The following is a 22,581-nucleotide window of genomic DNA, read 5'->3' on the forward strand; positions in this document are numbered from 1 at the left end:
ATGCCGCAAATCCACTGGATTGAGTTGAGCTTGTTTTGAGACCACCACGCAACTCAGATTTGCGTGGCGCGGCGAATACACCGACTGTATTGCACTGCCCCAAACGTAAACCGCCCGCTCAGGGCGGGCGGCTAGATTTAGTCTTGCGGGATGATCCTGAGACCCAGTTCCATCAACTGATCCGAGGTCGGATCGGATGGCGCATCCATCATCAGGTCTTCGGCGCGCTGGTTCATCGGGAACATCATGACCTCGCGGATGTTGGCCTCATCCGCCAGCAGCATCACGATCCGGTCGATCCCTGCGGCACAGCCGCCGTGCGGCGGGGCGCCGTAGTGGAAGGCATTGAACAGTGCGCCAAAGCGGGACTTCACTTCGTCCTCACCATAGCCCGCCAGTTCAAAGGCTTTCAGCATGATCTCGGGTTTGTGGTTCCGGATGGCACCCGAAACCAATTCGTAGCCGTTACAGGCCAGATCATATTGGTACCCGCGTACGTCCAGAGGGTTGCCCTGCAAAGCTTCCATCCCGCCCTGCGGCATCGAGAAGGGGTTGTGTTCGAAATCAATCGCACCGGTTTCTTCGTCCTGCTCGTAGATCGGGAAATCGACGATCCAGGCAAAGGCAAAGCGGTCTTTCTCGGTGAGATTCAGTTCATCTCCGATCACGTCACGGGCCTTTCCGGCCACCTTTTCAAAGGCTTTTGGCTTACCACCCAGGAAGAACGCGGCATCACCGACGCCCAGACCCAATTGCTGACGGATCGCCTCGGTTCGTTCGGGGCCGATGTTCTTGGCCAGTGGACCTGCGGCCTCCATACCCTCGCCCTGATCACGCCAGAAAATGTAACCCATACCGGGCAGACCTTCTTTCTGGGCAAATGCGTTCATACGGTCACAGAATTTGCGGCTGCCACCGCTCGGCGCTGGGATAGCGCGGATTTCGGTGCCTTCCTGCTCCAACAGCTTCGCGAAAATCGCGAAGCCAGAACCGCGGAAGTGGTCAGAGACCACTTGCATCTTAATGGGGTTCCGCAGGTCAGGCTTGTCGGTGCCGTACCATAGGGCTGAGTCCTTGTAGGAAATCTGCGGCCACTCCTGATCGACCTTGCGCCCGCCCCCGAACTCTTCGAACACACCAGTCAGCACGGGCTGGATGGTGTCGAACACATCCTGCTGCTCGACAAACGACATCTCTAGATCGAGTTGATAGAAATCGGTGGGCGATCGGTCTGCACGCGGGTCTTCATCGCGGAAGCAGGGTGCAATCTGGAAATATTTGTCGAAGCCCGACACCATGATCAGCTGTTTGAATTGCTGCGGGGCCTGCGGTAGGGCGTAGAACTTGCCCGGATGTAGTCGCGAGGGGACCAGAAAGTCGCGTGCGCCTTCGGGCGACGATGCGGTAATGATCGGTGTCTGATATTCACGGAATCCCTGATCCCACATCCGGCGGCGCATAGATGCGACAACGTCCGAGCGAAGGGTCATGTTTTGCTGCATCGCCTCGCGTCTTAGGTCGAGGTAGCGATAGCGCAGACGTGTTTCCTCGGGGTATTCCTGATCGCCGAACACCATCAACGGCAATTCGTCGGCAGCACCAAGAACCTCCAGCTCACGCACATAAACCTCGATCTCGCCTGTCGGCAATTTCGGGTTAATGAGATCAGCGTCGCGGGCTTTGACAGTGCCGTCGATGCGGATGCACCACTCGGACCGTACCTTTTCCAGTTCAGCAAATGCCGCACTATCGCCGTCGCACAAAACCTGGGTCACACCGAAATGGTCGCGCAGGTCGATGAACAGTACGCCGCCGTGATCTCGGACACGATGCACCCAACCGGACAGGCGGACGGTTTCACCGACATTGGCGGCGGTCAGAGCGGCGCAGGTGTGGCTGCGATAGGCGTGCATGGATCATATCCCTTCGGGCGCAGAATTCGTCGCGCCGATACACCCCGTCAGGCTTGGAAAGTCAAGGCGGGTCGCGCCGTCAAAACGGCCTTTGCACGTTGCCCGAGTAGAAATAGACGCCCAGCCCTGCCGCAAAGATAATATTACCGGCAATTGCGTGCAGAAGAACTGCATAAAAGAATGATCCGCGCTTGCGGTAGGCCCAGGTGAACAGGAGGCCTCCGACGAAAGTCATGATGGCTACTACCCAGCTCCAGTACATGAGGTGCGCAAGCGAAAACAGGCCAGCGTTCAAAAGGTATGCGGCCCGCCCTTCAGGTAGGATCGCGTGATAGCGTCGGAAAAAGAGAGAGCGGAAAAGCAGCTCTTGTGGCAGAGCGGACAACAACGGGTAGCCGATACAGATGAATATCAACATCTCTGGCCGATGCAGCAGCAAAACAAAGGCTGCATCCGGTCGCGCCCACAGCACCAGGGCGGAACAGAAGGCAGCCATGAACAGGGTAAATGCAAAGACTTCGGTCCACGACCAGTTTCGCCAGCCATACCGAAGCTCCGCCCAGGAAAAACCGGGCGTATCCTGCAGCAGCAGTATGCCCAGTCCGGTAAACGCAAAAAGCGAGGGGAACATCCAGTTTGGCGGGAACATTGTCGCGATGGCTATGGGAACCGCCACAAAGAAGAGCACAAACTCAATCCTGAGGCGTGAGTTGGTAACAGGGGTCTCCACCCATTCGGTATTTTTGCTCAAGGTGCCACAAGCTCCGCACGGATCAGCCCGCGAAGGGAATTTCCACAGTGGATAGATTGCGCGTTTTTTAGATCGGTCAAGGTCAGAACGGATTCGGTAACTTCTTTATTATCCAACAATTCCTCGCGCAAAACCCCGGGAAGCAATCCGCATTGCAGTGAGGGCGTCAGTCGTCTGCCGTCGGGCATGGTCAGGAACAGGTTCGTGATAGTTCCCTCGCAAAGCTCATCCCGTTCGTTCAAAAACAAAAGCTCATCAACACTTAACGGCAAGCCCGCCCGCGCCATGTCATAGACGGCCCGTCGGGTCGTTTTGTAACCCAGCCAGATATCCGATGATGATAGTCTCTGTTTGGCCAAATCCACACGCCAGACGGGCGGATTGGCAGTCAATTCTCCGGACGTCAGTTCAAATTTGCCATCCGCGTCCAAGGTCAAACGGCAGCGCAATGCAATCTCACCCAAACTCGCATCCAAAATCGTCCAAGCGGCGGTTCGGTCAAAATCAATGCCGAACTTCTGTGCTGTGTGCGCCATGCGGGCCAAATGACGATCAAGCCTGACGAACCCCTGCCCCGGCCTGTAGGCCAAAGTTTCGATCAGACGGAAATCAGGCTCAGTTGGTGGGCGAAGCGGGCTTTCCATAGCGCCTCCTCATATTCCGATGGCGCGGTGCTGTCCCAGACCAGCCCGCCGCCTACGTTAAGGGTCGCCTTGCCGCCTTCAACCATGAGGGTCCGGATGGCCACGTTGAATTCCGACCGACCGTCCGGGGCCGCCCAACCGATGGTTCCGCAGTAAACATCGCGAGGCCAAGGTTCCAGTTCGGACAGGATCTCCATCGCGCGAATCTTTGGCGCTCCGGTGATTGATCCGCACGGGAACAAGGCGGTCAGAATATCAGAAAGGCCTACGCCAAGGTGTAACTGCGCCTGCACAAGCGAGACCATCTGATGGACAGTCGCATAGGTCTCAACCTTGAACAGCTCGGGGACTTTCACCGATCCGGCCAGCGCGACCCGGCTAATATCGTTGCGCAGCAGATCGACGATCATCAGATTTTCGGCCCGGTTCTTTTCATCCGAAGACAGGAAAGCGCGTCGACGCTCGTCTTCGACTGGGTCCTCGCTGCGCGGTTGAGTTCCCTTCATCGGGCGCGTTTCGATCCGGCCCTCGGCGTCGGTTCGGAAAAACAGTTCGGGCGAGCGGCTCAGCAGATCAGGCAGCCCCTCCTGCTCAACCAAGGCGCCGTGGCCGACGGGTTGACCAGCCGCAAGCGCCGCATAAAGCGCGACGCTGTCTCCGGTTACATCGAGATCAATTGGGAAGGTCAGATTTGCCTGATAAATGTCCCCCGCACCAATCGCCTCATGCACTGTACGAAAGGCCTGCGTATATCGCGCCTCGTCCCAGCGGGGCTGAAACGCAGTGACACTGCCCGACGCCTTTGGCAGTCCAACGCGATCCGGTGCGTCAAACACACCGAAACACAGTAGTGGCAGGCGTCGTCCTTCTGGCAGCCGGTCTGCCAGACGTGGTTCTAGCACGTAGCCCAGCTCATAACTTGCGTACCCTGCCAGCCAGACCCCATCCGCGCGCGCCTGATCCAGCGCCGCCAGAGCCTGGGGCACCTCCGCCGCGTTATCCGCGCGAATAATCCGGGACGGACGCTCAAACCGGGTTCCGCGCCCAGCTGGTCCTTGATCGAAACGAATACGCAATTGCATCCTCATTTGCCGTGCTGCGCGGTATAGAGAATAGCGCGCCAAGGGAAAGAGGGGAAAGCGGCAATTTCAAACCCGTTTCCGATACCTCTTGCACCTTTTCGCGCGGTCCCTATAACGCAGGACAATTTGGGCGCTGGGGCGGTGCCCTGACTCGCGGACAATTGAAGGGGCCAAGCCATGCCGAGAAGAACCGACATCCAGTCGATCATGATCATCGGGGCAGGCCCCATTGTTATCGGTCAGGCCTGCGAGTTCGACTATTCCGGCGCTCAGGCATGTAAGGCGCTACGCGAGGAAGGCTATCGGGTCATTCTGGTGAACTCGAACCCTGCAACGATCATGACCGACCCGGGGCTAGCCGATGCGACCTATATCGAGCCGATCACGCCCGAAGTTGTCGCCAAGATCATCGAAAAAGAACGCCCCGATGCCCTACTGCCCACTATGGGCGGACAGACCGGCCTGAACACCTCGCTGGCGCTGGAAGAGATGGGCGTGCTGGATAAGTTCAACGTCGAGATGATCGGCGCCAAGCGAGACGCGATCGAAATGGCCGAAGACCGCGCCCTGTTCCGCGAGGCGATGGATAGGTTGGGCATCGAAAACCCCAAGGCCGAGATCGTGACGGCCCCAAAGGATGAGAACGGCAAGAAAGATCTCGACGCCGGTGTGGCACTGGCGCTTGAAACCCTCGAAACAGTTGGTCTGCCCGCCATCATCCGCCCCGCCTTTACGCTGGGCGGCACCGGCGGCGGTGTCGCATATAACCGCGAGGATTATATCCATATTTGCCGCTCGGGTATGGATGCGTCCCCCGTCGGTCAGATCCTGATCGATGAAAGTCTTCTGGGGTGGAAAGAATACGAGATGGAGGTGGTGCGCGACACCGCTGACAACGCCATCATTGTCTGCTCAATCGAGAACGTTGATCCGATGGGCGTGCACACAGGTGACTCGATCACCGTGGCCCCTGCCCTGACGCTGACCGACAAAGAATACCAGATCATGCGCAATCACTCGATTGCCGTGCTGCGCGAAATCGGCGTCGAAACCGGCGGCTCGAACGTGCAATGGGCGATCAACCCGGTTGATGGCCGCATGGTCGTGATCGAGATGAACCCGCGTGTGTCCCGCTCTTCTGCGCTGGCCTCGAAGGCGACCGGTTTCCCGATTGCCAAGATCGCCGCAAAACTGGCCGTTGGGTACACGCTGGACGAGCTAGACAATGACATCACCAAGGTCACCCCGGCCTCGTTCGAGCCGACCATCGACTATGTTGTCACCAAGATCCCGAAATTTGCCTTTGAGAAATTCCCCGGTTCCGAACCCTACCTGACCACCGCGATGAAGTCGGTGGGTGAGGCCATGTCCATCGGCCGCACCATTCACGAATCGATGCAAAAGGCTCTGGCCTCGATGGAGTCGGGTCTGACAGGCTTTGATGAGATCGAAATCCCCGGTCTGAACGTCGGAGTCTGGGAAGAAGCCGACGACAAGGCCGCCGTGATCAAGGCGATCAGCCAGCAGACCCCCGATCGTCTGCGCACAATCGCGCAGGCCATGCGTCACGGCCTGACCGACGATGAGATTTTCGGCGTCACCAAGTTCGACCCGTGGTTCCTGGCCCGCATTCGCGAGATCATCGAGGCCGAGCGTCAGGTGCGCAAAGATGGTCTGCCGGTTACCGAGGACGGTATCCGCAAACTGAAAATGCTTGGATTCACCGACGCGCGTCTGGGCAATCTGACCGGCCGTGACGAAGACAACGTCCGCCGCGCCCGCCGCAATCTGGGTGTGAACGCCGTCTTCAAACGCATCGACACCTGTGCGGCTGAGTTCGAGGCGCAGACCCCCTATATGTATTCGACCTACGAAGCCCCGATGATGGGTGAGGTCGAATGCGAGGCACGTCCAAGCGACCGCAAAAAGGTCGTCATCCTTGGTGGTGGTCCGAACCGGATCGGCCAGGGCATCGAGTTCGATTACTGCTGCTGCCACGCCTGTTTCGCGCTGACCGAAGCCGGATATGAGACCATCATGGTCAACTGCAACCCCGAGACGGTCTCAACGGACTATGACACCTCGGACCGTTTGTATTTCGAGCCGCTGACCTTCGAACACGTCATGGAAATCCTGACGAAGGAACAGGAAGCCGGTACGCTGCATGGAGTGATCGTTCAGTTTGGCGGGCAGACCCCGCTGAAACTGGCCAATGCGTTGGAGGCTGAAGGTATCCCGATCCTCGGTACCACGCCCGACGCGATCGACCTCGCCGAAGATCGTGAGCGTTTCCAGGCGCTGGTCAATGAACTGGGCCTGAAGCAGCCCAAGAACGGCATCGCCTCGACCGACGAAAAGGCGCTGGAGATTGCCGAAGATATCGGCTTCCCGCTGGTCATCCGCCCCTCCTATGTTCTGGGCGGCCGCGCGATGGAAATCGTGCGCGATATGGATCAGCTACGCCGCTACATCAATGAGGCCGTAGTGGTCTCGGGCGACAGCCCGGTTCTTCTGGACAGCTATCTGGCCGGTGCGGTCGAACTGGACGTGGACGCGCTGTGCGACGGTAACGACGTGCATGTTGCAGGCATCATGCAGCACATCGAAGAAGCGGGCGTTCACTCGGGCGACTCGGCCTGTTCGCTGCCGCCTTATTCGCTGTCGAAAGAGATCATCGAACAGATTAAGGATCAGGCGTTCAAGCTGGCCAAGGCGCTGAATGTCGTCGGCCTGATGAACGTGCAGTTCGCCATCAAGGATGACGAGATTTACCTGATTGAGGTCAACCCTCGTGCCAGCCGCACCGTGCCTTTTGTGGCCAAAGCCACTGACAGCGCGATTGCCTCTATCGCTGCGCGTGTGATGGCCGGTGAGAAACTGGCGAATTTCCCGAAACGCCCTCCGTACAAAACTGTCGATGACACCAAAATCGCTGACCAGATGACGCTGGCCGACCCCGACATGCCGTGGTTCTCGGTAAAAGAAGCCGTTTTGCCTTTCGCCCGCTTCCCCGGCGTTGACACCATCCTGGGCCCTGAAATGCGTTCGACCGGAGAGGTCATGGGCTGGGATCGCGACTTCCCGCGCGCTTTCCTGAAAGCACAAATGGGGGCCGGTATGGTGCTGCCCAGCGCAGGTCGTGCGTTTATCTCGATCAAGGATGCTGACAAAGGGCCGGATATGCTCGAAGCAGCGCGTGTTCTGGTTGAGCAAGGCTTTGAGCTTGTTGCGACCCGCGGCACACAAGCCTGGCTGACTGAAGAAAGTGTGCCGTGCGGCGTGGTCAACAAAGTGTACGAAGGCCGCCCGGATGTGACCGACCTGATGAAGGACGGCGGCGTGCAGCTGGTCATGAACTCGACCGAAGGCGCACAGGCGGTGGAAGACAGCCGATCAATCCGGTCGATCGCGCTGTATGACAAGATCCCCTATTATACCACAGCCGCAGCAAGCTATGCCGCCGCGCTGGCGATCAAGGCGCAGGCCGAAGGCGATGTTGAGGTAAAATCGCTGCAGGGCTAAGCCCCGGCAACGGTATGAATGAATGGACCCCGGCCTCGGCCGGGGTCTTTTTTCTTCCCCTCCTTGCCCATCGCCCACATGATGGGCGGGGAAGGAGTGCTCATGGACCTCTACACCACATACGGAAGCAACGACCTGCCTCGGGCCATCCGCTTTTATGATGCGATCTTCGCGGTTCTTGGCCAGCCGCGCCTGCCCGGTTGGATTGATGGCTGGGCCGGATGGGGTTCCGACCCCGACAGCGGCACCGGGTTTTGGATCTGCAAACCTTTTGACGGAGCCCCCGCCAGTACCGGCAATGGCACGATGATCGCCTTTCCCGCCAGAAGTGCCGATCAGGTCCGGCGTTTCCATGCCACGGGTTTGAAAAACGGCGGTGCAGATGAAGGCAAACCTGGTGTCCGCCCCCATTACGAGCCCGGATTCTATGTGGCCTATCTGCGCGACCCCGATGGCAACAAGCTATCCTGTTTTTACTACCATTATGATCCAAAGGAGGATGCGGGCGGTTGATCAACCAGCAGCCAGACGTCGCTTTTCTTCACGGTTGAAAAACAACATGTAGAAGACAGGTGCGGCAACCATGGTCAGGATCGTGGCAAAGGCCAGACCGCCCATGATTGTGACTGCCATGGACACAAAGAACGCATCCGTCAGAAGCGGTGCCATACCCAGAATCGTCGTGATCGCCGCCAACATTACCGGGCGCAGACGCGAGACAGAGGCTTCAACAATCGCAGGACGCAGGGCTTTGCCAGTGGCGCGGACCAGATCGATTTCTTCGACCAGTACAATGCCGTTCTTGATCAGCATCCCTGACAGACTTAACAGCCCCAACAGCGCTGTGAAGGTGAAGGGCAGGCCTGTTCCAAGCAGACCGATAACCACGCCATTTACGGACATCGGGACCAATAGCCAGATGATGACCGGTTGCCGGATAGCATTGAACAGCAATACGGAAATCAACACCATAATCAGCAAGCTCAGCGGCAACTGCCGCCCAAGGCTGGCCTGCGCGTCGCCTGAATCCTCGAACTCGCCCCCCCATTCCATACGATAGCCGATCGGCAGTTCCATCGCTTCAATGGCACTGCGTACTTCGGAGTGGACCTGCGCGGCGGTCATGTCAGGGGGGATGTCCGCGCCAACGGTGATGGTCAAAACCCGGTCGCGGCGATGAACCAGCGTATTGAGCGCCTTGTATTCGAACCCATCCACCATCTGCTCGATTGGAACGAAACGTTCCGACTGATCGGAGTAAACCACCTGATCGACGATCGAATAGTCCCCATCCGCCGGACGGCGCAAGATGATCGGGATCTGGCGGTCGCGCTCGCGCAAAACGCCGCCCGTGATGCCATCGGTCGAAAACTGCAACGTAGCCGCAATGTCTTCGCGCGATACGCCTGCTGTTTGGGCGCGCTCCGTGGCATAGATCGGCTGCACGGCCAATTCCTGCTCACGCCAGTCGTGATGCACATGTAGCGCATTCGGAGATGCGGCTGACATGCGCTGTACCGCTTCTTCGGCCAGTTGACGCAGAACAACCGGATCACTACCCGAGAACCGAGCCTGGATTGGATCGCCGCCACCGGGACCAAAAATCAGGCGTTTGGTGCGGAACTCGCCTTCGGGGAACTGGGCTGAACCGAACTCCTCAAGATCGGCTTGCAAGGCAGGAATGTCGTCCAAAGACTCGGTGCGGATGATCATATGTCCATAGCTTGGGTTTGGCTTCTCGGCAGCGTAGGTCAACATGAACCGCGTGGCACCCTGCCCGACGAATGTGGCAACCGAGACGACGTCATCACGTTCGGCCAGCCAGTCCTCGAATACGGCCATATCTTCCGCCGTGCGGGCGATCGGCGTGCCTTGTGGCAGCTTGTAGTGCACGAAGAACAACGGCGTGTTCGAGTTTGGGAAGAATTGCTGTTTCATCAGTCCAAAGCCCGCAAAACAGACGACTGTGACCCCGATCAACCCGGCCACTACCAGCCATCGGAACCGAAGCGCCCAGTTCAAGATTGCACCGTAGACGCGGAACAGGATGCCGCCATAGGCATCCACCTCACCCACTTTGCCCTGCTTGAAGAAATAGTGCCCAAGCAAAGGTGTCACCGTGATGGCCAGAACCCAGCTCAGCAGTAGTGAAATGCCGATCACGGCAAATAACGAGAACAGGAATTCCCCGGTCGCGTCAGGACTGAGCCCGATCCCGGCGAAAGCCATGATCCCGATCACCGTCGCGCCCAGAAGTGGGATCTGCGTTTTTGACGCAACCTCTTCCGCAGCATCGCGCGAGGATTTTCCCCGCAACATCGAAATCTGCATTCCTTCGGCCACCACGATGGCGTTGTCGACCAGCATCCCCATGGCGATGATCAGAGCGCCCAGCGAGATCCGTTCCATCTCGATCGAGAACATCGACATGAAGAGCAAAGTACCCACAACGGTCAGCAACAAGGTGGACCCAACGACAATTGCGGCGCGCCAGCCCATGAAAATGCCCAGAACCGCAACCACGATGTTGACTGACATGGCGAGGTTCAGCAGGAAGGCGTTCGAGGCCTCATCGACAACAACATGCTGCTGATAGATGGGCAGGATTTCGACACCAAAGGGGATTTCGGAATCCAGTTCGGCCAGTTTGGCATCTGCACGCTGCCCGACTTCGACGATGTTTTCAGTGGCCAGCCCAGCGATACCCAGCGTGAAAGCTTCAGCGCCGTTGAATCGGATCATGATATCGGGATCATTCTGCCGCCCGCGATAGACATCTGACATATCAAACAGATTGATCACCTGCCCCTGCGATCCAACCGACAGGCCGGCGATCGCCGACACGCTGTCCGAGCCCTCGGCCGTCAAGATCGTGGTGCGGTCACTATTGGATCGCAGCGAACCCGAGGCGTTGACAGAGTCCGCGTTTGCGATAGCTTCGTTGATCGCCTGCAGCGGAACGTTCTGATTGACCGAGATCGACAGGTCCGGCTCAATAAAGATCGCCTCATCCGGCAAACCCTGAACCTCGACATCTGCAACACCGCTTACCGTCAGCAATTCGCGGCGAAGGAAGGTCGCCAGTTCGTGCTTCTCGGCGTCAGAAAACCCTTCTGCCGTAACGGCATAGAACAGGCCGAACACATCCCCGAACCCGTCATTCACATAAGGCGCACCCACGCCCGAAGGCAGACCGCGTGCTGCATCGCGCACCTTGGCGCGCAGACGGGTCCAGATGTCGGGCAACTCACTGCCGTCATAGGTGGATTTAATCTCAACCTCGATCAGCGACTGTCCCGGCTGGTTGACCGAGGTGATGACATCCACCTCGCCCATCTGCTGAATGGCAGATTCCAGCGGTTCTGAAACCTCCAGCGCCACCTGTTCGGCAGTCGCACCGGGATATTGCGTGGCGATCACCGCCTGTTTGATGGTGAAGGCCGGGTCTTCAAGGCGACCTAGCGACGTGAAACCCCAAATGCCGCCGAACAGGGCAATCAGGATGAACAGCCACGTATAGAGAGGCCGGTCGATCGAAGCGCGTGCGATGCTCATGAAACCGCCCTCAGTTCGAGAAGCCGACAAAGCGGCGGACAGTTTGACCATTGGTCAATGCACCCCCACCCGCGACGACGATTTCTTCGCCATCGGTCAGGCCGGTCAGCACGCGGACATCGCCGCTCTGCGTAGGTTCTACAGTCACGGGAACCCGGCGGACGGTGCCTTCGTCGGCGCCAGCCGGCGAGAAGACCAGAACGCCCAGCGCGCCGCTGGCATCAGCAACTACAGCCGTTGGCGGGATGATGATACCGGTGCGTTCATCCTGCACCTGCACCGTGACGGTTACGGAGGAACCGGGAAGAATCTGCAATCCCTCCGGCGGTGTCAAACCGAACTGGATGCGAAAGGTCTGGCCCACGCTTGAGGATTCAGCATCGAATTCCCTTATTTCCAGCGGAAAGATCTCATCGCTGACAGGGAACTTGGCAGTAATCGTGATGTCGTCCTGCTGTCCGGACCGCTGAAATAGGATTTCGGGCACATCCACCTCGATACGCAGTTCAGACATATCGTGAATCCGCACGATCGGAGTACCCGCAGAAACAGTTGTAAACGCCTCAACTGCACGGCTTGAAACCAGCGCGTCGAACGGAGCGGTCAGCGTCGCATGCTCCAGTTCATATTCTGCATCTCGAACAGCAATCGCAGCCAATTGCGCAGCTGTTTCGGCATCATCGACGGCAACCTGGCTGGCTGCGGTTCCACGCAGACGCGACAGGCGGGCGAGTGTTCGATCCGCCTGATCTTTTTGCAAGCGCGTCCGGTCGCGCTGCAGTTCGAACGGTTCCTGATCGAGACGGGCAATCAGTTCACCCTTGGGGATCACAAAACCTTCGGTCACAGGCATCTCGACGATCTGCCCCGCGACCTGAAACGCCAGATCAACGGTCTGGCGCGCGGCGATCCGCCCAAAGAACTGGCGCGAAAAGCCGGGTGAAGTTTCGCTGACCTGCATCAGTTTCACAGGCTTAGCGGGCTCTTGCGCCATGGCAGGCGCAGTCAACAAGGACAGTGCGAGGCAAACAGAGGTCAGGAGTTTCATTTCGTCAATCCCTCGGGAATTCCGGTTTTCAGAATGTTGTCACGGATTTTGTGAGCCAGCCGTGCGAACTCGGCGGTTTCTTCGGTGTTCAGACCCGATGCGCTGTGGAAAAGCTCACCCGCCACGGCCACCAGCATATTGCGGGCCTCTTCGCCCTGTTCGGTCAGCACCAAAAGCCAGGCGCGACGGTCTTCGGGATCACGCTGTCGGGTCAGGTGCCCCGCCAGTTCAAGTGCATCGGCGGTCGCCGTAATCGTTGACGGCACTGTCAACATATCTGCGGCCAGCACTCCCATACGTTTGGGCACATCGAGCTTGATTAGCATGTGGCATTCCTGATGGCTCAGGTCTGTTTCGATGCTGTCAAAGCTCTCTTCCAGTTTCCAATAAAGCGCGTAGACCCCCATCATCGCCTGAATCTCAGGGCTGAGGCGTCCTAACCGCATGCTGATATCGTCTGACATGAATCTTTTCCGTGCGAGTCGCGGCGAAATATACTTCGAATTTTGAACTATTCAAGTTATGAAGCGAGAGGCGATACATTCCCTTGGGTCAACACATCTTGATCAATACTAATAGGGACTGCATTTTGTGCAGATCATGAACTCAGGGCCAGCCATGTACACTCCTGCCATCACCGGGACTGGTGTCTATACACCAGAAAACATCATCACCAACGCCGAATTGGTGGAAGCGTTCAATGCCTATGCCGACCGGATGAACGTCGAAAACGCGGATGCGATTGCAGCGGGCGACATGGAACCGATGCAGCATTCCTCGGAAGAGTTCATCCTGAAGGCCTCAGGGATCGAAAACCGGTATGTGATGGACAAGACCGGTGTTTTGAACCCCGAGATCATGCATCCCGCGCTGCGCCAGCGTAGCGACGACGAGCCTGGGATCATGACCGAGATGGCGGTGGATGCGTGCCTTAAGGCGCTAGCACAAGCGGGGCGCAGCGCCGAGGATGTCGATTTGGTGATCTGCGCCGCTTCGAACCATGAACGTGCTTATCCTGCAATTGCGATCGAGATTCAGCAGGCACTGGGGATCAGCGGATTCGGGTTTGACATGAACGTGGCCTGTTCCTCGGCCACATTCGGCATTCAGGCGGCGGCGGATATGGTGCGCTCGGGCTCGGTCCGGGCGGCGCTGGTCGTCAACCCCGAGATCTGCTCGGGTCATCTCGAGTGGCGCGACCGGGATTGCCATTTCATATTTGGCGATGTCGCGACCGCGACGCTGATCGAGCGAATCGAAGACGCTCAAGGCCCACATTTCGAGATTGTCTCGACCCGGTGCGCAACTGTGTTTTCCAACAATATCCGCAACAACAACGGCTTCCTCCGCCGATCGCGCCCCGATGGTCTGGTGGATCGCCGCGACATGCAGTTCATGCAGAATGGTCGCAAGGTGTTCAAAGAGGTCCTGCCCATGGTCAGCAAACATATCAGCGACCATATGCAGGCAGAGGGCATCAGTAGTGATGATCTCAAACGCCTCTGGCTGCATCAGGCCAACAAGACGATGAACGACTTCATCGGTAAGAAGGTTCTGGGGCGTGAGCCCGAACCGGGTGAGCAACCCAACATTCTGCAGGACTACGCCAATACCTCATCCGCCGGGTCGATTATCGCCTTCTCAAAGCATTCCGATGATCTGGATGCGGGCGATGTGGGCCTGATTTGTTCGTTCGGAGCCGGGTATTCGGTGGGTTCCGTGATCGTCAAACGGCATCAATAAGCGCGCGCCTTAACTGCGCTGCTGGAATCGCTGCAAGACCAAACCGCTTTCTCAAGAATTATTCAGACGGGCTCAACCGCTCCTTCATCTCTGACCGACACATCGAGATCCGGATGCCCTGCGCATCCGAGTGATGTAGTTATGGGAGCCCGCTGTTATGGGAAATAATACTCGCGTTGGACTGGCCGCCTTGGTCGCCGCACCTTTCATTGGGGTCATGGCGACCGGCGCGGCAATCGCAGAACCGCAAACCTGTACAGTCAACACCGCGCGTGTTGCCGCCAATGAAGGCGATTTTGACACGCTCTGCAGCTGTTCGCAGGTAACGCGAGGGTTTGTATCACATCTGCAAAATCGTTCTGATTTTGCTTCGATCCTGCAGAACACTTCGGCGCAATGCCCCGGTCTGACTCAGTTGTTGAGCGATCTGCCCACTGCGTCGATCTCTAACACGAATGCCGGGGAAGATCGCAGCAGCGATCCATCCTCCAACTCGGGTGACGCAAACGGAAGCGGAAGTTCGGACAACAGTGGAGGTAGCCCAGGCAACAGCGGAGGAAACTCTGGCGGCAGTAGTGATCCGGGTGATGACGGAAACAGTCCAGGCGACGGTGGAGGCAAAGGTGGCCACGGCGGCGGCGACAAACCTGGTAAAGGAGGCGGCAAAGGCGGTCACGGCGGAGGTGACAAACCCGGTAAAAGCGGTGGCAAAGGTGGTCACCACGGGGGTGACAAGCCCGGAAAAGGCGGTGGCAAGGGAGGTGACAAGCCCGACAAAGGTGGGGGAAAGGGTAGTAAGTAACCCGAAACCAAGACAGAAATGAAAGGATCTGTGCCGCGTGAGTGGCCCAGGTCCCATTATTGGCCGCGAATGGGGACGACTTACCGAGATAGCGCTCTCCCATTTGCCCTGTGCGGGACAGTCAGCTAACGCTTTCTTCTTCCAGGTGTAGCTTCATCTCAATCAGCACCTGCTGCAGCATACTGGTTTCTTTCAACAGTCGCTTCGCCTCGTTCACCGTGATGATGCCATCTTCTATCGCCGACTGATATTCCGTCATCAGCATGGCAAACCGCTGGCTCAGCGCAATGACATCGGAATTTACCCCGCCCGTACGTGGGCTGTCCGAGTTTCGTCCATCGTAAGAAAGCGTGATATTCTTCAAATCCGCCAATGCCGCAGTCACGTGCGGATAGGCAGCCGCGTTTTCCAACCGGGCAACAGCATCCACCGGCATGAACCGGTCAGCATGTTCTGCGTTGTCTGAATAGTACCTGCCCAGCGTGGCTTTGGATTTCCCGGTAATCTCGCACGCGGCTTCGATTCCGACATCCTTAACCAATGCCTCGGTATGCTTTTTCAGATAGGCCCCGATATCTGCCATTTTGCTACCCTTGTTACCTGCGCCCTGCCCCCTCTGCCTGTCCATGCTGGGGGAAAGGGTAGGGAAATTTCCCATATTCGATTCATAATTGAAATGGCAATAATTGACTATCCCTCAGATATGCAGGGATTTTGTGAGTGAGTGGCGGCCGTTCGAGCCGGTAAAGAGTGTATGCGGGGCAGGTTTTTAGCCTTGCATTGTATAGGCCACTTGTAGGCCGACGACGCCACTGTCGCGAAGGCGAGGTAATCCATCCCCAAGAGCATTTGCTCAACCTCAGCTGTAGCGATGGTGGCGTCGATTTACCTCCATGAGACGGCTTGCCCAGGCAGCACATGCGAATTAGACCCACGGCATGGCAAAGCTCTATTTCAACTATTCGACTATGAACGCGGGCAAATCGACCGTGTTGCTGCAGGCCTCGCATAACTATCGCGAACGCGGCATGGATACCTACCTGATGACAGCCGCCATTGACGGACGCGCCGGTGAGGGGCGGATCGCATCAAGAATCGGAATCTCGGAACGAGCGGACATGTTTCGTCCCGACGACAATGTGTTTGCCATGATCGAAAACCGCCTGACACAAGGGGGCATCGCCTGCGTATTCATTGATGAAGCCCAGTTTCTTTCGGAAGAGCAGGTCTGGCAACTTGCGCGCGCCGTAGATGATCTGAAGGTCCCAGTGTTGACCTACGGGTTGCGGGTGGATTTTCAGGGTAAACTATTCCCCGGGTCAGCAGCATTGTTGGCTCTGGCCGATGAGATGCGCGAAGTACGCACCATCTGCGAATGCGGGCGCAAGGCGACGATGGTGATTCGTCAGGATGAAAACGGAAACGCCATCACTGAAGGTGCGCAGGTCCAGATTGGAGGGAACGAGACTTATGTCTCGCTCTGCCGCAAACACTGGCGCGAGGCGGTGGGTTCCTAAACCGGGTTGGGTAACGTTCGCCCGGCCACGAACGCCGCGACATTGTCCAACGCCATGTGACCCATATCGGTGCGCACCTCTTCGGTCGCGGTGCCGAGGTGGGGCAGCAGAGTCACATTTCCCATGTCACACAAGGCCTGCGGCACCTTGGGCTCGAACTCGTAGACATCCAGTCCAGCGCCAGCAATCCGACCAGCATTAAGCGCTTGGATTAAGGCGGCTTCGTCCACAACTTCACCGCGCGCAATGTTTATCACAATGCCCGAGGGCTTCATCGAAGCCAAAATCTGCGCGTTGACCAAGTGTCGTGTTTCAGCTCCTCCGGGGACGGCTATGACAAGAAAATCCACTGCCGCAGCTAATGCACTGAGATCCGGAATATACTCTGCTTGGAGGTCCAGCTGCTTTGGATTGCGTGATTGATAGGCAACGGTCATGTCGAATCCGAAATGACACCTCCGGGCAATGGCCTGACCTATGCGGCCCATTCCGATGATGCCCACCTTTTTGCCGGTCACATGTTGGCCTAGCATCTGTGTAGGATGCCACCCCTGCCACTGGCCTGACCTGACCAACCTTTCCCCCTCACCTGAACGGCGGGCCGTCGTGAGCAAAAGTGTCATGGCAACATCGGCGGTGGCATCGGTGACGGCACCCGGCGTGTTGGTTACCGCTACCCCGGCAGCGTGCGCGGCGTCCACGTCGATATGATTGTACCCAACTCCGAAATTTGCCAGCAGTTTACAGCGAGGCTCTGGCACCTTAGCAAAGATCTCTGCCGAAAACTGATCGCCCAACGTTGGGACCACAACGTCAAACTCAGTCAGCGCCCGCAACATTTCTTCATGCGTCATAGGCGTGGTTTCACTGCGGAATTCCACATCGAATTCGGCACGGGCGCGCACTTGCACAGCCGAAGTCATCGGTCGGGCAATCAGCAGTTTCATCAATGCATCCTTCCACCGATGGGCACAGCGCCATCGGGGCCTATCAACACGATCTCACCGTTTTCGTCGGGAAGACCCAACACCAAAACCTCGGACATGAATTTACCGATTTGGCGCGGGGGAAAGTTGACCACGGCCATCACCTGCTTGCCCACCAGCGTCGCCGGATCGTAGTGCGCGGTGATCTGGGCCGAAGTTTTGCGCTCACCGATCTCATCGCCAAAATCGACCCACAGCTTGATCGCGGGCTTGCGGGCTTCCGGGTACGGCTCGGCGCGTATCACCTCACCTACACGAATGTCGACTTTGAGAAATTCGTCGAATGAAATCTCACTCACGAGACAACTCCTTAGATCGGTCGGTTGCAGCTTTGACGGCACGATGTAGCAGGTCTGGGAAACCCTCTTCTTCATGCATCAACACCTCCAGTGCGGCCTGAGTGGTGCCGTTGGGAGAGGTGACGTTGACCCGCAATTGAGACGGATGCTCGTCAGCGGCCATCGCCAACGCCCCTGCCCCAGCGACGGTTGATTTGGCTAGCTTCATCGCCAGTTCCGGCGGTAAGCCGTGCGCTTCGCCAGCTTGCGCCAGTGTTTCGATTAGGTGGAATACATAGGCCGGGCCCGAACCGCTGACCCCGGTGACGGCATCCATCTGCGTCTCATCATCCAATCGAACCGTCTCACCAATGGCCGAAAGCAGGTCTTCAGCCAGTAGGATATCCGCGTCCGAGGTGTTGGCATTCCCAATCAGCGCCGTGATCCCCTGCCGAACCGCCGCAGGCGTATTTGGCATCGCACGGATGATCGGCGTATCTGCCCCAATGACGTTCTCGAAAGTGGCCAGCGATGTACCCGCTGCGACCGATATGAAAAGACTGTCACCATTGCCCAGAGCTTGAATGGCTGGCAGGGCTTCGCCCATCATCTGTGGTTTGACCGCTACGAGTACAACTGCGGGTGCCTCGGGGAGAGGAGTGTTGATGTTGACGCCCTGCGCCTTCAGCCAATCCGAGGGAAATGGATCGATCACCCAGACCGATGCGGCAGGAAGGCCATGTTCCAACCAGCCTGCAAGCATCGCTGAGCCCATCTTGCCGCATCCCAGAAGCACAAGCCCCTGTTCCGCAACTCGCGAGATATCCATGATTGCCCCTCCCCTATGGTTCGGGGCAAAGCTTTACGCGCGGCCGTAGGCCTCTGCAATGGCGACTTGCATCGCCTCTTCGGGGTCTCGGTTTCCCCAGGTCACCAGTTGGATCGCGGGGTAATAGCGCTCGGCGCTCAGTACCGCTGCGGTGATCATGGTATCGATCTGTTCCGGGCTGGCCGTCTGACCACCGGCCAGCACCAAGCCATAGCGATAGACCATCAATTTCTGATTGGCCCAGTAGGTAAACGCCCCGGCCCAACACTGATCATTCATCTTGTTCAGTAGCGCATAAAGCTCGGTTTCGCGCTCGGCCGGAGGCTCCATCTCAAAGGAACACACCATGCGGAGCGTTTCATCGTAATTCGACCAGGCCAAAGTTATCGAATATGTGCGCCACTGTCCTTCGACAGCCATGGCAATCTGATCATCCCCGATCCGGTCAAAATCCCAGTCGTGATGTTCTGCAAGATGTTCAACAATGTCGATCGGATGAAGGTCTTCTTCGAGATACTGCTCGGAAAGGGCCATAATGCCACCTCACTAATCTCTAGCATTTTGGGGCTGGCAGCGCCCCAGCGCTAGTTGCCTGCTCTACAAGCCGGGCTTCCCCAGTCTGCCTGTACTAAATATGGTGCGATGTGAGCACAGCTCTGGCAACCCTATTTATTGGGGATAACAGCAATAAGTTGTGGACAGTTGGCAACGCCGATCAAAATATTGGCATTGGATGCAGCTTTGTCTTGATAAATTTCTGCAGAGCGGCAAAATGCACAACACCGCACAATCCAAGTTCGGATTGCGCGGCGGACGCTTTTACCCAAAATCTTAAATTCCTGCGGACGTTACTTGTCCAGCTTCGCCTCGAGCGCGGCAATTCGCTGTTCAAGTGCACCGTTCTCTTCGCGCGCTTTCTGCGCCATGGCACGCACAGCATCAAATTCTTCACGGGTTACGAAATCCCGGTCGGCCAGCCAGCGGTCCATCATGGATTTCATCGCATTCTCGGCCTCTTCTCGTGCCCCCTGCGCCACACCCATGGCATTGGTCATCAGTTGAGACATATCGTCCAGAATCTTGTTACGGGTTTGCATGGGCTTTCTCCGATTTCGCGATTGCTCTCTATATGGGTAAAGATTGGCCCGGGCTCAAGGTTGACTTGCCACGCAAACCCCGGGCAATGAGACGCACATGCAGGCTGTTTTGAATTTCCCCGATCTGTCACCCGAAATTTTCTCGATCTCTCTGTTCGGGATGGAGTTTGCGCTCAGGTGGTATGCGCTGGCCTATATCGTTGGCATCCTGATTGCTTGGCGCATGGCGCTGATGGCGCTTAGGCGGCCTGTGCTTTGGGCTGATGACACACCACCGATGCAACCCGATCAGCTTGAGGATTTGGTCACCTGGATCATACTGGGTGTAATTCTTGGTGGTCGATTGGGGTTCGTCCTTTTCTATCAACCCGCATATTATTTTGCGTATCCACTGGAAATTCTGATGGTTTGGCAGGGTGGCATGGCCTTCCATGGCGGCCTGTTGGGCGTGGTGATCGCCACGTATCTGTTCGGCAGGCGCCACGCTACACCGATTCTTTCGCTGGGTGATCTGGTTGCCTACACAGTGCCGCCCGGGTTGTTGCTGGGACGATTGGCGAATTTCACTAATGCCGAGCTTTGGGGTCGACCCAGTGAATTGCCATGGGCGGTGATCTTTCCCGGAACCACGGCCCAAGATTGTCCCGGCGTTATTGCAGGGATGTGCGCTCGCCACCCTTCGCAACTGTATGAGGCAGCACTCGAGGGTCTGATCCTCGGGGCGGTTCTGATATGGCTGGCCTACCGGCGCGGCGCGTTTCGAAACCCAGGTCTGGTAATGGGCGTATTCCTGGCTGGCTACGGCGCATCGCGGTTTTTTGTCGAATTCTTCCGTCAACCCGATGCGCAATTTGTATCGCCCGGTAATCCGCTAGGGCTGGCATGGCATGTTGGCGGATATGGATTGACGATGGGGCAACTCTTGTCGCTTCCAATGATTGCACTTGGCCTTTGGTTCGCATTTCGGGCACAACGCAGATCATGAACCTGAAGGATCGTCTGCTCCTGCGCATCCAGAATGATGGCCCTATGACCATCGCTGACTACATGACCGAGTGTCTGATGCATCCGGAACATGGATACTACACAACCCGCGATCCGCTGGGCGCTCAGGGCGATTTTATCACAGCGCCTGAAATCAGTCAGATGTTCGGAGAGCTAATAGGACTGTGTCTGGCGCAATGCTGGCTGGTACAAGGCAAACCCGAAAAGTTTGTTCTGGCCGAGCTTGGCCCTGGTCGTGGCACCCTGATGGCAGACATCCTGCGCGCCACTCAGAGTGTGCCTGGCTTTCACAAAGCGGCCGAGATCGCGTTGCTCGAAGCTTCACCTGTTTTGCGCGACGTACAAGCCAAGGCACTGCAAGGGTATGAACCTCAGTGGATCGAGGCAATTTCTGATTTTGAAGATCTTCCTCTGTTTCTGGTGGCAAACGAGTTCTTTGACGCCCTGCCCATCCGCCAGTTCCTGCGCGAAGGCAAAGGTTGGCGCGAGAGGTTAGTTGGCAAAAATGGTGCATCGCTTGCGTTCGGTCTTGGTGCGCAATCGGCACAAGCTGCGCTCAGCGAACGTGTCGAGGATACGCAGGACGGAGATCTGGTAGAACTGTGCGCTGCTGCCAGTTCCATTATGTACTCTGTTGCCGGGCAGATCGCTCGCAACGGCGGAGCCGCGCTGATCATCGATTATGGTGACTGGCGCTCGCTTGGCGACACATTGCAGGCGTTGCAAGCGCATGAACGTGTCGATCCCCTGGATCAGCCCGGTCAGGCGGATCTGACCACACATGTCGACTTTGAGGTCTTGGCGAAGGCGTCTCATGCTTCGGGCTGCGCATATACAAAACTGACCCCGCAGGGGGTGTTTCTTGAACGGCTCGGGATCACCGCGCGCGCGCAATCGCTTGCCGCCCCTCTCAGCGGGTCACAGCTTGAGGCGCTGGTCTCTGCACATCGACGGTTGACGCACCCCGACGAAATGGGAAACCTGTTCAAAGTACTGGGCCTTTATCCGCCAAACGCCACGCCGCCACCGGGACTCGAACCATGACACTGGAAATCATTACCTCAGACATGCTGTCCCCCGTACGACACGGGTTCTTCAGCCGCCGCGGTGGCGCATCTTCTGGTATCTTCGAAGGACTCAACTGCGGAACTGGGTCGACAGATTTGACTGAGGCCGTAGCTTTGAACCGTCGGCGCGTCGCCGACGCGATGGAAGTGGCACCTGAGGCGATGATCGGTGTGCATCAAGTGCATTCACCGACCGTGATTGCAGTCGATGGGCCGATGACGGGTGACAAACCCAAAGCTGACGCGGTTGTCACATCAACGCCGGGTTTGGCGCTTACAATATTAACCGCTGATTGTCAGCCGGTGCTGTTCGCGGATCCTGACGCAAATGTGATCGGGGCCGCACATGCCGGTTGGCGCGGCGCGTTGGACGGTGTGCTGGAATCAACACTGGACGCGATGGAAGCGCTCGGAGCCAACCGGGATAACACAGTTGCCGTAATCGGCCCCACGATTTCACAACGCGCTTACGAGGTCGGCTCAGAGTTTCTGGACGACTTCCTTGCTGACACGCCAGAGAACGCGCGTTTTTTTGCAAATGGCAAAGGTGACCGGATGCATTTCGACCTGCCCGCCTTTGGCCTGCATCGTCTGCGCGAAGCTGGTATCGGCCAGGCCGAGTGGGTCCGTCACTGCACCTACTCCGACCCCGACAGGTTTTATTCCTACCGGCGATCGACCCATGCCAACGAGGCCGACTACGGCAGATTGATTTCCGCTATCAGGTTGTAAATCTGGCCCA

General features: G+C 57.5%; 21 protein-coding genes. 8 read left to right on the plus strand and 13 right to left on the minus strand.

Going from position 1 to position 22,581, the window contains the following annotated elements:
• Positions 1-137: 137 nt before the first annotated feature.
• From aspS to I5192_RS10930, 4 genes are all read right to left on the minus strand, one after another.
• A complete protein-coding gene (gene aspS / locus I5192_RS10915) occupies positions 138-1,913 on the minus strand; it encodes an aspartate--tRNA ligase (RefSeq protein ID WP_170392347.1) in 1,776 nt (591 codons plus the stop codon).
• Between the two features lie 79 nt (positions 1,914-1,992).
• On the minus strand, positions 1,993-2,664 hold the full coding sequence (locus I5192_RS10920) for a CPBP family intramembrane glutamic endopeptidase (protein WP_223116839.1): 672 nt from the start codon (positions 2,662-2,664) through the stop codon (positions 1,993-1,995).
• Positions 2,661-3,308 (minus strand): aminotransferase class IV family protein, encoded by a 648-nt coding sequence (locus tag I5192_RS10925; RefSeq protein WP_170420611.1) that lies wholly within the window; start codon positions 3,306-3,308, stop codon positions 2,661-2,663. Before I5192_RS10925 ends, I5192_RS10920 begins: the two co-directional genes overlap by 4 nt.
• Complete coding sequence (locus I5192_RS10930) at positions 3,263-4,390, minus strand: aminodeoxychorismate synthase component I (RefSeq protein WP_170564080.1); 1,128 nt, start codon at positions 4,388-4,390, stop codon at positions 3,263-3,265. Before I5192_RS10930 ends, I5192_RS10925 begins: the two co-directional genes overlap by 46 nt.
• Positions 4,391-4,567: 177 nt before the next feature.
• Here I5192_RS10930 and carB point away from each other — a divergent pair, with 177 nt between their 5' ends.
• A complete protein-coding gene (carB, locus tag I5192_RS10935) occupies positions 4,568-7,912 on the plus strand; it encodes a carbamoyl-phosphate synthase large subunit (RefSeq protein ID WP_170401770.1) in 3,345 nt (1,114 codons plus the stop codon).
• A gap of 102 nt (positions 7,913-8,014) precedes the next feature.
• The gene (locus I5192_RS10940; RefSeq protein ID WP_170636053.1) at positions 8,015-8,425 is read left to right on the plus strand and encodes a VOC family protein; all 411 of its coding nucleotides are present in this window, start codon (positions 8,015-8,017) and stop codon (positions 8,423-8,425) included.
• Here I5192_RS10940 and I5192_RS10945 read toward each other — a convergent pair whose 3' ends face one another.
• The 3 genes from I5192_RS10945 to I5192_RS10955 are packed head-to-tail and all read right to left on the minus strand — an operon-like array spanning position 8,426 to position 12,979.
• A complete protein-coding gene (locus tag I5192_RS10945; RefSeq protein ID WP_223116840.1) occupies positions 8,426-11,467 on the minus strand; it encodes an efflux RND transporter permease subunit in 3,042 nt (1,013 codons plus the stop codon).
• 10 nt (positions 11,468-11,477) lie between these two features.
• Positions 11,478-12,515, minus strand: coding sequence for an efflux RND transporter periplasmic adaptor subunit (locus tag I5192_RS10950; RefSeq protein ID WP_223116841.1), 1,038 nt, complete (start codon positions 12,513-12,515; stop codon positions 11,478-11,480).
• Positions 12,512-12,979 carry a MarR family winged helix-turn-helix transcriptional regulator gene (locus I5192_RS10955; RefSeq protein ID WP_170420601.1) on the minus strand — a complete coding sequence of 156 codons (468 nt, stop codon included), beginning with the start codon at positions 12,977-12,979 and terminating at the stop codon, positions 12,512-12,514. Before I5192_RS10955 ends, I5192_RS10950 begins: the two co-directional genes overlap by 4 nt.
• Positions 12,980-13,133: 154 nt before the next feature.
• Between I5192_RS10955 and I5192_RS10960 the strand changes: the two genes are divergently transcribed.
• Together I5192_RS10960 and I5192_RS10965 are read left to right on the plus strand one after the other, a co-directional pair.
• Positions 13,134-14,258 carry a beta-ketoacyl-ACP synthase III gene (locus tag I5192_RS10960; RefSeq protein ID WP_223118293.1) on the plus strand — a complete coding sequence of 375 codons (1,125 nt, stop codon included), beginning with the start codon at positions 13,134-13,136 and terminating at the stop codon, positions 14,256-14,258.
• A gap of 157 nt (positions 14,259-14,415) precedes the next feature.
• Complete coding sequence (locus I5192_RS10965) at positions 14,416-15,060, plus strand: hypothetical protein (RefSeq protein ID WP_170564096.1); 645 nt, start codon at positions 14,416-14,418, stop codon at positions 15,058-15,060.
• Positions 15,061-15,181: 121 nt separating this feature from the next.
• On the opposite strand, the gene I5192_RS10970 is transcribed toward I5192_RS10965, so the two are convergent.
• A complete protein-coding gene (locus I5192_RS10970) occupies positions 15,182-15,643 on the minus strand; it encodes a hypothetical protein (RefSeq protein ID WP_170564099.1) in 462 nt (153 codons plus the stop codon).
• A 355-nt stretch (positions 15,644-15,998) separates the two neighbouring features.
• Here I5192_RS10970 and I5192_RS10975 point away from each other — a divergent pair, with 355 nt between their 5' ends.
• Positions 15,999-16,577 carry a thymidine kinase gene (locus tag I5192_RS10975; RefSeq protein ID WP_170401790.1) on the plus strand — a complete coding sequence of 193 codons (579 nt, stop codon included), beginning with the start codon at positions 15,999-16,001 and terminating at the stop codon, positions 16,575-16,577.
• Here I5192_RS10975 and I5192_RS10980 read toward each other — a convergent pair.
• From I5192_RS10980 to I5192_RS11000, 5 genes are all read right to left on the minus strand, one after another.
• Positions 16,574-17,524, minus strand: coding sequence for a D-glycerate dehydrogenase (locus I5192_RS10980; RefSeq protein ID WP_170512480.1), 951 nt, complete (start codon positions 17,522-17,524; stop codon positions 16,574-16,576). The two genes, I5192_RS10975 and I5192_RS10980, sit on opposite strands and share 4 nt — an antisense overlap.
• Positions 17,524-17,862, minus strand: a complete 339-nt coding sequence (locus I5192_RS10985; RefSeq protein ID WP_170392371.1) for a tRNA-binding protein — start codon at positions 17,860-17,862, stop codon at positions 17,524-17,526. The genes I5192_RS10980 and I5192_RS10985 overlap by 1 nt, the downstream gene beginning before the upstream one ends.
• Positions 17,855-18,670: a pyrroline-5-carboxylate reductase gene (proC, locus tag I5192_RS10990; protein WP_170512482.1), complete on the minus strand. Its 816-nt coding sequence runs from the start codon at positions 18,668-18,670 to the stop codon at positions 17,855-17,857. Before proC ends, I5192_RS10985 begins: the two co-directional genes overlap by 8 nt.
• A gap of 33 nt (positions 18,671-18,703) precedes the next feature.
• Entirely contained in the window at positions 18,704-19,204 is a 501-nt protein-coding gene (locus I5192_RS10995; RefSeq protein ID WP_170647827.1) for a YbjN domain-containing protein, read from the minus strand.
• A gap of 314 nt (positions 19,205-19,518) precedes the next feature.
• The gene (locus tag I5192_RS11000; RefSeq protein ID WP_170512483.1) at positions 19,519-19,767 is read right to left on the minus strand and encodes an accessory factor UbiK family protein; all 249 of its coding nucleotides are present in this window, start codon (positions 19,765-19,767) and stop codon (positions 19,519-19,521) included.
• A 97-nt stretch (positions 19,768-19,864) separates the two neighbouring features.
• Between I5192_RS11000 and lgt the strand changes: the two genes are divergently transcribed.
• From lgt to pgeF, 3 genes are read left to right on the plus strand one after another with little or no spacing between them, the layout of a single operon-like run.
• Positions 19,865-20,752 (plus strand): prolipoprotein diacylglyceryl transferase, encoded by an 888-nt coding sequence (gene lgt, locus I5192_RS11005; protein WP_223116842.1) that lies wholly within the window; start codon positions 19,865-19,867, stop codon positions 20,750-20,752.
• Entirely contained in the window at positions 20,749-21,816 is a 1,068-nt protein-coding gene (locus I5192_RS11010; RefSeq protein WP_223116843.1) for a class I SAM-dependent methyltransferase, read from the plus strand. The genes lgt and I5192_RS11010 overlap by 4 nt, the downstream gene beginning before the upstream one ends.
• On the plus strand, positions 21,813-22,571 hold the full coding sequence (gene pgeF / locus I5192_RS11015; protein WP_170401812.1) for a peptidoglycan editing factor PgeF: 759 nt from the start codon (positions 21,813-21,815) through the stop codon (positions 22,569-22,571). The genes I5192_RS11010 and pgeF overlap by 4 nt, the downstream gene beginning before the upstream one ends.
• Positions 22,572-22,581 lie beyond the last annotated feature (10 nt).

This window comes from Ruegeria sp. SCSIO 43209, assembly GCF_019904295.1.
Lineage (GTDB): Bacteria > Pseudomonadota > Alphaproteobacteria > Rhodobacterales > Rhodobacteraceae > Ruegeria.